Source organism: Geodermatophilus sp. SYSU D00698 (assembly GCF_054050335.1).
On the sequence record NZ_JBJGZD010000005.1, the window covers coordinates 214,408 to 228,014 of the forward strand.

At 77.4% G+C, this 13,607-nt stretch carries 5 protein-coding genes; 2 read left to right on the forward strand and 3 right to left on the reverse strand.

All coding sequences use genetic code 11. From position 1 onward, the window contains the following. Positions 1–28 precede the first annotated feature (28 nt). Positions 29–6,130 (reverse strand): DUF4011 domain-containing protein, encoded by a 6,102-nt coding sequence (locus ACI8AB_RS07050; protein WP_456949518.1) that lies wholly within the window; start codon positions 6,128–6,130, stop codon positions 29–31. A gap of 153 nt (positions 6,131–6,283) precedes the next feature. On the opposite strand from ACI8AB_RS07050, the gene ACI8AB_RS07055 reads away from it, so the two are divergent. Together ACI8AB_RS07055 and ACI8AB_RS07060 are read left to right on the forward strand one after the other, a co-directional pair. Then, complete coding sequence (locus ACI8AB_RS07055; protein WP_456949519.1) at positions 6,284–6,802, forward strand: hypothetical protein; 519 nt, start codon at positions 6,284–6,286, stop codon at positions 6,800–6,802. Between the two features lie 12 nt (positions 6,803–6,814). Then, positions 6,815–7,273 (forward strand): NUDIX domain-containing protein, encoded by a 459-nt coding sequence (locus ACI8AB_RS07060; protein ID WP_456949520.1) that lies wholly within the window; start codon positions 6,815–6,817, stop codon positions 7,271–7,273. Positions 7,274–7,481: 208 nt separating this feature from the next. On the opposite strand, the gene ACI8AB_RS07065 is transcribed toward ACI8AB_RS07060, so the two are convergent. Together ACI8AB_RS07065 and ACI8AB_RS07070 are read right to left on the reverse strand one after the other, a co-directional pair. After that, positions 7,482–10,190: a GAP1-N2 domain-containing protein gene (locus ACI8AB_RS07065; RefSeq protein ID WP_456949521.1), complete on the reverse strand. Its 2,709-nt coding sequence runs from the start codon at positions 10,188–10,190 to the stop codon at positions 7,482–7,484. An 11-nt stretch (positions 10,191–10,201) separates the two neighbouring features. Further along, the gene (locus ACI8AB_RS07070; RefSeq protein ID WP_456949522.1) at positions 10,202–13,507 is read right to left on the reverse strand and encodes a hypothetical protein; all 3,306 of its coding nucleotides are present in this window, start codon (positions 13,505–13,507) and stop codon (positions 10,202–10,204) included. Positions 13,508–13,607: the final 100 nt, after the last annotated feature.

Consider the following 13,607-nt stretch of genomic DNA (forward strand, 5'->3'; position numbering starts at 1 on the left):
TGCCGAGCACGACCGCGTGGCGGAGAGGTCAGCGGGCGGTGAGCCGGCCGTCGTCGCCGGCGGTGACGCGGCCGGCGGCGGTGACGCGGGCCAGCGCCCGGGCCAGCAGCGGCGCCAGCGACGGCGTGCGGCGGCGGTAGCCGAACACCTCGCCGGTGCGCAGGAACAGCTCGTCCTGGGTCAGGCCGTCGGACGCGCGGCACAGGGCGACCATCGCGTTGCCGACCTCCTGCACCGGCACCTGCTCGAGCGGGCGCGCGGTGCTGGTGGCCTGGCGGCGGAACGCGGTCCAGGTCTCCCGGTCCAGCGTCCCGGGCCAGACGACGTCGCCGTCGAGCGAGCCCTCGGGCAGCAGGGCCAGCAGCGCGTCGCGGCGGGCCTCGCTCACCCGGGTCAGCCCGAACGCGCCGGCGGCCAGCCGCGCGAGGCGGTCGCGGTGCACCGGCCCCTCCGCCTTGAGCCCGGCGGTCAGGACGCGCCGCACGAGCCGGGCGTTGCGCGGGTCGGCCAGGTCGTCGAGGACCTTGCGGTCGCCCGCGGGCCTGGGCGCCCACGCGCGGAACCGCAGCTCCTGCGCGGGTTCCTCGACGGGGTCGGGGACGACGGTCAGCGGCACCGGGGTCACCGGCACCGGGGTCACCGGCACCGGGGTCACCGGCACCGGGGTCACCGGCACCGGGGTCACCGGCACCGGGGTCACCGGCGTCGTCACCACCGGGGCCTCGACCGGCGTGTGCCGCGGCACCGGCAGCGCGGTGACCGCGGCCGACACCATCGAGCGCAGCGTCGGCAGCCCGCGGGACTCCGGCTCGGGGTCGGGCTGCGGCCCGGTCCCCGGCTCCGGCTCCGGCTCGGCGACGGGGAGCTCGACGACGGGGGCGGGGACGTCGTCCACCACGGTGGGGGCGGCGGCCGGGGGAGCGGGTGCCGGCTCGGGGACCGCGGCCACCGCCGCGACCAGGCGGTCCAGGACGGCGTCGCGGTCGCGCAGCCACGAGGGCAGCCACACCCGCTCCACCGCGGGCCAGCCGAGCATCCCGGACAGCACCTCGACCGGGAGGCCGTCGCGGTCGCCGACGGTGCGGCGGCGCGCCCACTCGGGGCCGTCGAGCAGCACCGCCATGACCGGGCTGTCCGGCGTGGCGGCCCGGGCCACGGACAGGTCGACGCGGAACTCCGACAGGCCGACGTCGGTGCGCACCGCCAGCCCGCGCCCGCGCAGCGCCGCGGCGATCTCCTCGCGGTGCCGGTCGGGCACCGACGGCCGCCGGGCCTCGCGGGGCAGCGCGTCGGTGCCGAGCGCCGCCAGGTCGAGGTAGGCGCGCAGGTGCTTGATGCCCAGCGACGACGTCTGCTCCGCGCGCAGCGCCGACGGGTCGAAGGAGGAGAAGACGACGACCTGCCGCCGGGCGCGGGTGATCGCCACGTTGAGCCGGCGCTCGCCGCCCACCCGGTTGAGCGGGCCGAAGTTCAGCGGCAGCACGCCGCGGTCGTCGGGGCTGAAGCCGGTGGAGAACAGCACGACGTCGCGCTCGTCGCCCTGCACGTTCTCCAGGTTCTTGACGAACAGGCCCTCGCCGTCGGTGCGGTCCAGCGCCTCGGCCAGCCGCTCGTCGCCGGCGTCGCGCAGCAGCGACTCGATGTAGGCCCGCTGCTGGGTGTTGAAGGTGACCACGCCGATCGACGGCACCGCTGTGGCGTCCCCGCCCGTACCCGCGTCGAACCGGCGGCGGACCTCGGCGACGACGGCCTTGGCCTCCATCGGGTTGGTGCGCAGCAGCCGGCCGGCGCCGGCGCGGTGGAAGGTGCCCTGCACGCGGACCAGCGAGATGCCGCGGCCGTCGACGTCGGGCGAGGGCCGCCCGTGGGTGGGCGCCGGGAACGACGACAGCCGGTTCTCGTAGTAGTGCGCGTTGCTGAACGCGATCAGCGACTCGTCCTGGCTGCGGTAGTGCCAGGACAGCCAGTGCCGCGGCACCCGCGCCTGCACGCACTCGGAGAGGATCGACTCCTCGTCCTCGACGGCGGTGCCGAGCAGCTCGGCGAGCTCGTCGTCGAGGACGGACACCGGCTCGGCGAACGACGTCGGCGGCATCTGCTCGCTGTCCCCGACGACCACGGCGGCCCTGGCCCGGCCGAGCGCGCCGACGGCGTCGGCGACGCGGATCTGCGAGGCCTCGTCGAAGACCACCAGGTCGAACAGCCCGGCCCGCGCGGGGAAGAACCGCGCCACCGAGTCGGGGCTGACCAGCACGCACGGCATGACCGCGGTGACCAGGTCGCCGTACTCGGCCAGCAGCGCGCGCACGCTCAGGCCCCGGCGGGAGCGGCCGAGCTCGCGCTGCAGCGCGCCGAGCCGGTCGTCGGCGGTGCCGTCAGAGGCGAGGCCGAGGTCCCGGCCGGCCAACACCTCGGCCGGCAGCGCGGCGGCCAGGTGCCGGCGCACCGCGCGGGAGGCGGCGGTGAAGCGGGTGATCGCCCTGCCGTGCGCGGCCTCGTCGAAGCCGTCCAGCCCGGTGGCGGCGCGGCGCTCGGCCGACGACGCGGCGGCCAGGCCGTGCTCGAACGCGCGCGGGGCGTCCTCGGCGGGCAGCCGGCCCGACACCAGCGCGGCGCGGGCCTCGGTGAGCCCGGCGGCGCGCAGCGGCTCGAGGGTGTCGAGGAACTCCGCCCAGCGGCGCAGCGAGATGAGCCCGCTGTGCTCGACGCCGCGCTCGGGCCGGGTCATCGCCCAGCGCAGCACCACGCCGTCGTCGCCGCACCAGGCGGCCAGCGCGGCCGGGGTGCTGGAGCAGACCCGCAGCAGCGCGTCGAGCCCGTCGCGCAGCCGGACGACGGCAGCGGCCGCGGCGGCGTCCGGCCCGGGCCCGGCGACGACGTAGCGGCGCAGCGCGACGGCGAACTCGCGGGCGCTGTCGACGACCGCGCCGGCGCGGCGCAGCCAGGCGACCTGCCCGTCGAGCAGCGTGGGCTCCAGCAGCGGGTTCCACCCGGCCGGCACCGACAGACCGGGGATGACCGAGGCGCGGGCGGCGATCCCGGTGGCGGCGGTCTGCAGCCGCCACAGCGAGGCGGTGAGCTCGGCGACGTCGCGCAGCTTGACCGTCACGCCCGGGCGCAGCACCGGCGCGAGCTGCGCGCGCACCGCGCGCAGCCCCTGCCGGCGGGCCCACCAGCGGGCGGCCTGCGCGGTCTGGGCGGCGACGTAGAGGTCGGCCAGCGGCAGCGCCAGCGCCTCCGGGGTCGCGAGCTCCAGCCCGGGGTGGACGGCGGAGGTGAACGCGGCGACCTCGCCGAGCACCGTCGTCGTCGCGGTCGTCCAGCGCTCGGTGGGCACCTCGTCGAGGACGTCCATGCCGATCGTGGAGCCCACCGCCGGACCGGACAGCAGGTGGGCGAGGTCGTCGAGGTCGCCGGGGGTGCGCACCTCGCGCAGCGCCCGCGCCAGGTGCTCCTCGGCCGGCAGCGCGCGCATGGCGGCGTCGACCTCGGCGGCGGCGGCCTGGGCGGCGCGCAGGTCGACCCGCGCGGTGTCGACGAACGCCCACGGGTGCCGCGGCGAGGGGCGGACCAGGTCGGCGACGTCGGGCAGCAGCGCCAGCGCGCGGCGCACCTCGGCCAGCGTCGCGGCGGGCGCGGCGGCGGCGAAGGCCTGCGGCACCGGCAGCTGCGGGACGTCGTCGCCGAGCGCGAGCTGCGCCGTGCGCGCGGAGTAGTACGACAGCCCGGCGGCGTTCGGCGCGTGCAGCCGGTCGGCGTAGCGGGCCAGCGTGCGGCGGGCGGCGCGCAGGTCGTCGCCGTCGGCGGCCAGGCCCTGCTCGTCGACGGCGACGGCGTGGTCCAGCGCCGCGCGCACCCGGGCGCGGACCTCGGCGGCGCGGGCGCCCCGGTCGTGCAGGTCGAGCGCGAACGGGCCCATGCCGACCGCCTCGAGCCGCCGGGCGACGACGTCGAGCGCGGCCCGCTTCTCGGCGACGAACAGCACCCGCTTGCCGTCGGCGACCGCGCGGGTGAGCAGGTTGGTGATGGTCTGCGACTTGCCGGTGCCGGGCGGGCCCTCGAGCACGAACGTGCGCCCGGCGACGCCCTCGGCCACCGCGCGCAGCTGCGAGGCGTCGGCGGGGACGGGGCAGCGGGCGGCCAGCTCGTCGAGGTCGACGTCGGCGGCCGCGGCCGGCACCGGGTCGGTGAACGCCTCGGTCGGGGCGTGCACCAGGTGGTGCACCAGCGGGTTGGCGGTGAGCTCGGCCCAGTGCTCGTCGAGGTCGCGCCACAGCCGGTACTTGGCGAACTGCAGGACGGCGAGGTCGGCGGTCGCCTCGACGCGGAACGGCAGCCCGGCGTCGGCCAGCGCCTGGCGGACGGCGGTCAGCGCGGTGTCGACGTCGAGGCCCTCGCCGTCCAGCCCCGGCACCGTCAGGCCGTGCACCTGGCGCAGCTTCTCCAGCAGGCACCAGTTGGGGCTGGCGGCGGAGGACTCGTCGGCGGTGAGCCGGTAGGCGCCGGTGCGGCCGGCGGGGGAGAGGACCACCGGCAGCAGCACCAGCGGCGAGCGCAGCGCCCGGCCGTCGAGCTCCCAGGCCAGGCTGCCGATCGCGACGTGGAGGTTGTTGGCGCCGGTCTCCTCGCGGACCGTCCGCGCCCGGTGCGCCAGCCCGCGCAACCGGGGCAGGTAGCCGCCCTCGGTGACGTCGGCGTGCACCGCGCGGCGGTCGACCAGCGTCTCGCCGAGCAGGCCGACCGGCAGCTCGCGGGCCGAGCGCACGCCGCGCTCGACGTGCACGGCGGCCAGCCGGTCGCTGGGCAGCAGGGTGAGGGCGTCGTCGCCGGTGAGCAGGTCGGCGAGGCCGGCGAGGTAGGCGTCGGGGACGACCAGCGGCAGGCCGGCGCCCTCGGTGTAGTTGATCAGCCGGTTGCGCAGGCTGAGGTCGAGCAGGGCGTTCTTCCACTGCTGCACCCGCGGCGGCACGCCGGGGCGGCCGCCGGCGACCGGGGCGGCGTGCCGGCCGGCCGGGCGGGCGGCGGGGTCGTGCTCGGCCGCGCGGTACTCGACGACCTGCACCGAGCCGTCCGGGCCGCGGGTGCGGGCGGGCAGCGGCAGGATGCCGTCGCGGCGGGCGCGGTGGACGTCGGTGACGCCGACGACGCGGTCCAGGGGGCCGGGCAGCCAGGCGTCGTAGGCGGCGCGGTGCAGCCGGTCGGCGTCCGGCTCCTCGGCGCTGCGGCTGGTCAGCAGCGTCGTCTCCACCAGCCGCACCAGGCCGAGGTCGACCAGGTTGACCAGCGGCGCGACGTCGGTGGTCGCCGCGCTCTCCGCGGTGCGCTCCTCGCGCCAGTAGCCGAGGAAGGCGTGCCCCTCGGCCACCCACAGCAGCGGCCGCACGCCGGCGGCCTCGAGCGCGGCGGCGAGCACGACGACGGTGTCCAGGCACGTGCCCACCCGGCCGTCGAGCACGTCGCCGGGGGTGCGCACCTTCTGGCCGATGTCGGCCCAGCTGGCCGGGGGCTCGCTGTAGCGGATGCCGCGGGCGCGCACGGCCGCGGCGATCGCGGCGACGATCTCGTCGACCCGCTCCGGACCGGCCTGGTAGCCCTGCACCGACGGGTCGTCGGTGCGCTCCTCGAGCACCGCGGCGGCCTCGGCCAGCAGCGCGGTCACCGCGGGGTGGTTGGGCAGGACGTGCGCGGCGAGCATCTCCAGCGCCAGCGGCACCGGGGTGGCCAACCACTGGCTGGCGGCGAGCACCTGCACCGGGACGGCGGTGCCGGCGACGTCCACGCCGTCGACCGCGACGTCGATCTCGATCGACCCGGGCCGCTGCTCCTCGATCTGCAGCATCGCGGCGGGGTCCATGACCAGGCCGACGTCGCTGAGCACGGTCGTGGTGCCGGCGTCGAGGTCGACCAGCAGCTCGACCGGGCTGCCGATGGGGCCCTCGGCGTCCTGGACGCCCAGGCGCACGGTGGCGCCACGGACCGCCGCGCCGTGGTTGGTGAACGCCAGCCGCGACACGACCGGCACCCGGTTGTGCGCGAGGGCGTAGGAGAGCACCGGCGTGCTGGTGGCCGAGATCGCCACGGCAGCCCGGACCCCGTCGTGCGGATGCGGGCGGGTGTCCGTGGTGCTCATGGCGTCCTGTCTACCGGCCCGGACGGACCGGTCCGGTCATCCGCGTGGAGCGTCTGGGGCGGGTGTGACGGGAGCGCCGAGACGTTGCCGGGCGGGCACGGGGGAGCGGGTCGGTGGCCGGAACCGGGTCGTCCCGTCCGTACGTTCGGCCGGGTGCGCACCGCTCCCGAGCCCCCGCCCGACGGCCCGTCCGACGGTTTGCTGGACGGGCTCTCCGACGGGCTCGACACGGACCGGCTGCCCACCTCCTCGCGGCACCGGGCGGCGCGGCCGGCGTCGCGCCGGCGGTGGCTCGCGGTGCTCGGTGCACTCGCGGTGCTGCTCGCCGTCAGCTGCCTGGCGGTGCTGGTCGCGCCGGCCGTGAGCGGGACGGCGGTGGACGCGGCGCCGCCCGTCGTGCGGACGGCCGCGCCGAGCGACCCCGTCGCGCGCCCCGCGTCGCCGCACCCGTCGTCGGCCGCGCCCCCGCCGTCCCCGACCTCCCCGGCCGCCGTCCCGGAGGGAGTCGCCGGGGTGCCGGCCGCCGTCCCGGCGGCGACGCCCGCTCCGACGACGGCCGCGCCCGTCCCGACCGCGGAGCCCACGGTCCCCTGCGACGACCCGCCGGGCCGGGGCCAGGACGGCCGCGGCCACGGCCGCGGCAACGGCGACCGGGGCCCGCGCTGCCCGTGACAGGCTGAGCCGGTGCCGAGACGGAGCGCGGGGGTCCTGCTGTACCGCCGCGCGCCGCGCGTGGAGGTGCTGCTCGGTCACATGGGCGGGCCGTTCTGGGCGAGGAAGGACGACGGCGCCTGGTCGTTCCCGAAGGGCGAGTACGCCGACGGCGAGGACCCGCTCGCGGTCGCGCACCGCGAGTTCGAGGAGGAGCTCGGCAGCCCGGTGCCGGCGACGTCGCTGGTGCCGCTCGGTGAGCTGCGGACCAGCGGCAAGGTCCTCACCGTGTGGGCCGGCGAGGGCGATCTCGACGCGGACGCCGCCGTCAGCAACACGTTCACGATCGAGTGGCCGCCGCGGTCGGGGCGGCTGCAGGAGTTCCCCGAGATCGACCGCGCCGCCTGGTTCGGCGTCGACGAGGCGCGGGCCAAGCTGGTGAAGGGCCAGGTGCCCTACCTCGACCGGCTGCTGGACCTGCTCGCCGGCTGACCCTCGCGCCCGTCGTCGACCTGCTGCCTCCGGCCCGCCGAGGCAGCAGCAGGTCGACACCCGGCGACGGGACGGCGGTCGCCCGCGCTCGTTCGGCTCGACCGACTCTGCCAGGGCGAGCGGGAGTCCACCTGCGGCTCCCACCGCACCGGCCCGGCCGTCCCGGGCCGCCACGTCCCCTGGACGACGGGGCCGCGGACGGGGGCGCTCACCGCGCTCGCGGGACCGGTGACGGACGCGGCTTCGACCCGGCCAGCCGGCGTGCCCAGGTGAGGGCGTCCTCCCGCCAGGCGTCATCGCGCTTCCCCCCGTCGGAGAACGTCCCCGACGGCTTGCGCGGCGCCTGCTCGGTCAGGACCCGGACCAGGTCCTCGATGCCGATCCGCGGGTCGCCGCGGAGCAGCAACCGGCCGGCGATCGTCTCGGCCCAGACGGTGTTCCGCTCCTCGCCCTTCTCCGTCAGCCAGCCGGCCGCCCAGTCCTCGCGCAGCCACCAGCGTGCCCGCGCTCCGCGGCAGAGCAGGTGGGCGGCGAGGAGGGTGCGCGAGCCGGGGTCGGTCTGCTCGGCGTCGAGCCGGGCCCAGCCGTCGCCCCAGGGCATGGCGTCCTCCCACGTGGCCTGTGGCAGCTTCTCCATCGGCAGCACGCGGACGTCGACGCGCAGCAGCGCCTCGGCGACCGGGATCCACGCCGACCGGGGCGCGCCGAGCCGTTGCGGCTCGGTGAGCAGGTGCAGGAGCTGGGCCCTGTCGGTGACGAGCACCTCACCGGGGGGGATGGCAGCCGCCGAGGGCGCGGCCGGGTCCCCGGCCACGGTGACCGGCGTCCCGCCCGTGGGCACCGACGTGGCGGCCGGCTCCTCGAAGCGCCGGTGCCGCTCCACCACGTGCTCGACGTTGCGGGGCACCACCTCGCGTTCGTGCAGGCGCACGGCCGCCGCACGGGTCTCCGGTGAGGGAGGGGTGCGCTGCAGGACGGTGGCGAGCGCGACGGCGAACGGCACCTCGGCCGGTATCGCGTCCATGAGGACGGTCGCCGTGGGGACGTCGAGCGAGTTGCGCGGATACGCGTCGTCGGCAGCCCGACTGGCCCAGCGGTCGATGGCGGTGCCGTCGTTGACCGCCCCCGAACGCACGGTGCCGAGGAAGGCCGCGGCCCGCTCCAGCGGCGTGACGTCCCGGTCCCGGCGCACGTACAGCCGGTAGGCGGCGCGTTCCCACTCGACCGGTCCCGTCCCGCGCAGCGCCTCGGCCGTCAGCTCCCCGGCCGGCAGCGAGAGCGATCCGAGCCACTCGTGCGTGGCCGCCGACAGGTTCTCGCCGGGCAGCTCGATGCCGTGCTCCAGCTGTGGTGTCGCGGCCAGTTCCCGGGTCAGCGAGTCCCACAGCCAGGAGGGCACCGGCGGCCAGCCGCGGCGGACCGGATCGGCCGCCGGTTCCACCAGCCTGGGCACCACCAGTTCGCGGGCCAGTTCGACCGCCCGCAGCCGCAGCTCCAGGGGACTGGAGACGTGGTCCATCACGGCGGCGACCGCCAGGAGCGCCCCGACCGGGTCGTCGGCCTGCGGTACACGGCCGAGCGCGTCGGCGACGGCACCGCCGAGATCCGTCCGGAGCGCCGGAGCGACCTCGATCGGCCGCTGCGGCAGCGTGTGCGCGAGCCGCTCGAAGTCCGCCGGCGTCTCGAGTGCGGCGAGGACCGGACGGAGCAGCGCCCGCTGTGCCAGCGGGCTGTCGGGATCGGACGTGAGGCGCTCGCGGATGCGGGCGGCGGCGTCGGAGCCGGGGGCGGCGTGCCGCTCCACGCACTCCAGGACCCGCTCGAGGACCTCCTCGGCGTCCACGCGCGCCGGCCAGTGCGCGGCGGCCACCTCCGCGGCGTCCGCGCCGAAGAACTCCGCCAGGTCGTCGTCGAGCAGGACCGCGGCACCCAGGGCCCACATCGGCCGGTCGGCGGTCGAGTTCCCCACCGCGGCGGCGAGGGCCTCCACCTGGTCGGTCACCACCGGCAGGAACTCGGCGCTGATGACCGACTCGGCCAGCCGCGCCCAGGGCCCCGCCGTCAGGGGAGCGCCGTCGTGGAGGGTCCAGCGCCCCAGGCCCGCGCGCACCGGCTTCTCGTCGTCGCGGAGCACGGTGAACCGGCTGCCCGGCAGGGCCGCGGCGGCCGCGGCGTCGGCCGCCGGCACACCGACGACGGCGAAGCGCCAGCCGGTGGCCGTGCGGGGATCCCGGAGCCGCTCGTAGGTGCTGAACGGCAGCCGCCACGCCGACGTGGGCAGCAGGAGCCGCCCGGCCAGGTGCAGCCAGGTGGCCACCGAGGAGAACGACCCGTCACCGACGACGACCAGCGGGCCGGCGCCACCGAGGAACCGCTCGACCGCGGCGAGCACGAGCTCGCGCTGGTCCGGGTGGGCGCGGGTGAAGGCCTCCAGGGCGGCGGCGTCGAGCGGTCCGCGGGTGAGGTCGCGCAGGTGCTCGTCGAGCAGGGTCTCCTCGGCCGCCTGGGCGCCCAGCGGCCGCTGCCACAGGGCGGCGTCCCACAGGTCGGCGGGGCGCAGGGGACAGCCCCGCCCGTCCGCCAGCCCGTCGCCGGAGACGACCAGCCCGTGGGCGAAGGTGTTCGGCCGCCCCGAGTAGTCCGGCCCGGCCGCCACGATGGAGCTCAGGCAGGCCAGCGGCTCGGGCCCGTCGAGCACGTCCAGCCGCAGGCAGTGCGGCAGCGCGTCGACGTCGGCCTTCGAGGCCAGCTCCGGCAGCGGCGGCGGCACGAACCCGCCGACGTTGCGGGCCGCCGCCCGGATGACGTCGTCGGACACCGGCCCGACCTTGGAGATGGCCGACACCTTCCAGCCGGCGCCGGTGTCGAAGGGACCGGGCCGGCGCGAGGCCGTGTAGGTGAACTGCGCGCGCAGCATCGCCGTTCCCCTCAGCGGCCGGGCCAGCGGCCGGCGACCAGCCAGCGCAGCGGGTCGGGCACGCGGAAGGAGGACACCCCCGCCTCGGACAGGGTCGCCCCGGCCGGCGAGTGACCCAGGGCGGACAGCGAGAAGTACTCGACCCGCGCGAAGGAGTCCTCGGCCAGCGTGAGGAACTGCATGGCGTTGAGACGCAGCAGCAGGCTGCGGGTCTCCTCGTGCACCTGGTAGCGGTCGTACGGGTCGAAGGCCAGCGAGTCACCCGCCGTCGGGTCGTGCATCAGCGCGGACCCGCCGTTGAGCAGCTCGGACAGGTCGGTGCCGGGCGTCCCCACCGCCTCGTGGATCCCGTCGAGCTTGCTGACGGCGACCATCAGCGGCATGCCGAGACGCCCCGCCTCGTTCGTGCGCCGCCGGATCTCGGTGATGACGTTGTTGAGCACGGTGAGCGGGTTGCCGGCCACCGGCGGCAGCGGGATCTGCCCCTCCAGGAAGTTGCGGACGTCCTCGATCTGCAGGGGATCGAGCAGGAACAGCAGCGCGTCGCTGCGCGCCATCGTCGGGCCGTAGGGCGCCAGGGCGCCGGGGCGCTCGGTGTCCTCCCCGGCGACGTCGTAGAGGGCCAGGGTGCGCGCGCGCCCGCCCCACTGGTCGAGCGTCATCAGCATCGGCGTGAGCAGGTCGGGGTTCTGCTCCACGGTCATCGTGGAGGGCAGCGCGTACCCGTCCGTGAGGGACTCGCGCATGGCCTGCAGCCGGCCGACGGTGTAGGAGTCCAGCGGCGTCGCCGGGGCGCCGGTCGCCGGGCCCCACACCTTCTCGACCCAGTCGCAGAGGCGGACCAGGAACGTCGTCTTCCCGGTGCCGCGCGCGCCGACGACGGTGACGGTCACCGGGTCGGTGGCGGCCGCCTGGGACTGCAGCGGCGAGTGACACGCCTTGCAGACGACCTCGCGGGACGGCGTGCTGCAGGTGGGGCACGCGACGCTGTCCATGCCCGGCGCGGCCGCGGCGAACAGCGGCCGGTCCTCGGTCGACTCGCCGAGGAAGCCCGACAGCACCGGGTCGAACGCGGGCGGGCAGCTGCCCGTGCAGCGGAACAGCGTGGGGTGCGCGTCCTGGGTGGTGCCGCAGGTGACGCACCGGAGCTGGCCCGGCGCGAGGGGCGCGGGCGCCGGGCCCGGCGGGCGCGGCACGGTCGGCGGCGGGACGACGGCGGGCCAGCCCGCCCGCTCGTGCTGGGCGAACAGCCGGGTGTAGCCGGGGCCCTCGGGCGGCAGCTCGCCCACCGGCGTCCACTGGTGCGGCACCAGGGTGTTGCCGCGGACGTCGATCGTGAGGTCGGGCTGCCGCTCCAGGTCCCACGGGTTGAGGGGCATGCGGTCCTGCCGGGTCACGAACGCCACCCGGGCGGCGTCCTGCCAGGGCCGCTCGACGTAGAGCGACAGCTGCCGGCGGCGGCCGATCCGGCCGACCTTGTCGACCCGGTAGTAGAGGACCCAGCGGCCGGGGTAGGTGACCACCGTCGTCGGGCCGTGCGTCCACACCCCGCCCGACCGGACCGAGCCGCGCAGGTGCAGGTCGCAGCCGTTGACCGGCAGGTTCTCCAGGCGCATGCCGCCCAGCCGCCGGTACTCCTGCTCGGAGATGCGCACCGCCGGGGTGCCGTCCGGGGGGCCGCCGATGCCTCCGCGCTCCACCTCGACGAAGGTGGCGCCCACCGGCCAGGCGAAGCGCAGCAGCTGCCACCCCACCCGCTCGGTGAGCGTGACGTCGCGCGGGGCGCCGAGCAGGTCGACGACCGCCGCCGGCCCCACCGCCGCCTGGTCACCGATCAGCGTGACCGGCGTGTACGCGCGGCGGGCACCCTCGGCCTGCCGGAACGGGATGCCCGGCACCATGGACACCGGCCCCTCGGCGAGCACCGGCTCGCCCACCGGCCGGCCCAGGGGCAGCACGTCGAGCTGGCCGCGGCTGATGACCCGCCCGGTGGCGGCGTGCTCGGGCTTGTCGCCGGCCTCGTAGACGACGACGGTGCCGAGGTCCGGCGTGGTCCACCGCAGCTCGACCCGCGCCATCGCCGTCTCGCCGGAGACGGTCGCGGTCAGGTCGGTCACCGGCTGCGGGACCGCCGGGATGGTGGCGACGGCCTCGATGCCCGTCGACAGGTGGGTCACGGAGCCCTCGGTGAACTGGGTGAGGACCCGGTACTCGTAGCGGCGGCCGGGGAGCACGCCGGTGTCGCGGGCGTAGGCGGGGGTGCTGCCGATCTCCCGCGCGGCGTCGAAGGTGGGCGGCAGCGCCTCGTCGGGGAGGCTGCGCAGCACCCGCACGCGGCTGACGCCCTGGGGTGCGGTCCAGCTCAGCACCACCGCGTCGTTGTGGACGCTCACGTGCAGGTCGGCGACCTCGGGCACGACCCGGCCGGCGGCGTGGTGCACCGCCTGCACCGTCGGCAGGCTCCAGGCGGTGTCCGCCGCGTAGCTGAACACCGAGACGAACGGTCCGGTGCCGGCCGGGACGGACGCGCGCGGCTCGTCGGTCACGAGCACCCGGGTGCCCGCGCTGGGGCGGGGCGGGATGCCGGTGGAGGAGGCGACGAGCAGGTAGACGACCGACTGGCCGGACGCGTCCAGCGCCGGCCAGGAGATGTCGACGGTCCGGTCGTCGACGCGGCGGGTGGACACCTTGTCGCCGCGGGTCGCCCACTGGTCGACGTCGTCGGAGAACGCCTCGGGGCCGGGCAGGCCCGGCTCCCCGGTTGCCGGCGCGGGCTCGGGCTCCGGGGCCGGGGCCGGGACGGGAGCCGGCGGCGGCGGGGCAGCCGCGGCCGGGCGCTCCGGGGCGGGGGCCGGCTCGGGAGCGGCGGCGGGCGCTGCGGCCGGCGCCGGGTAGGCGGGCGGCGGGAGCGTGCCCGCGGCGCTGCGGGAGGCCGCGTGCTCGGGGGAGAGCCCGCCGCGGTCGCGCCGGGAGGACGCCTGCGGAGGCGCGGCCGGCACCGGCGGGATGCTGTCGACGACGCGGCCGGCCGGCCGGTCGTCGACGCGGGTCAGGAAGCCCATGGCGCCGCCGGACGCGGGCGCGGCGGCCGGGGGAGGGGCGGGCGTCCCGCCACCGCTCTCGCGGACCAGCCGGGCCAGCTCCTGCACCGACGACGGTGCGAGGGTGATGCCCTTGTCCCGCAGCAGCCCGGCGAGCTGGTCGGGGTCCCCGACGCGGGACCGGGCGATGAGCAGCAGCACGCCGTCGCTCGCATCGGGAGCGACGCCGTGCTGGTCACGCGCGGTGCGCAGCTCGCTGTAGAGGGCGGACGCCACGGGGACTCCTCGTGTGGTGCGGGGACGGGACGGCGGGGGAGGCCGCCCCGGAGGGGACGCGCGGATGACCCGGCAGCGGGCCCGGGCGGGCCGGCGCTCT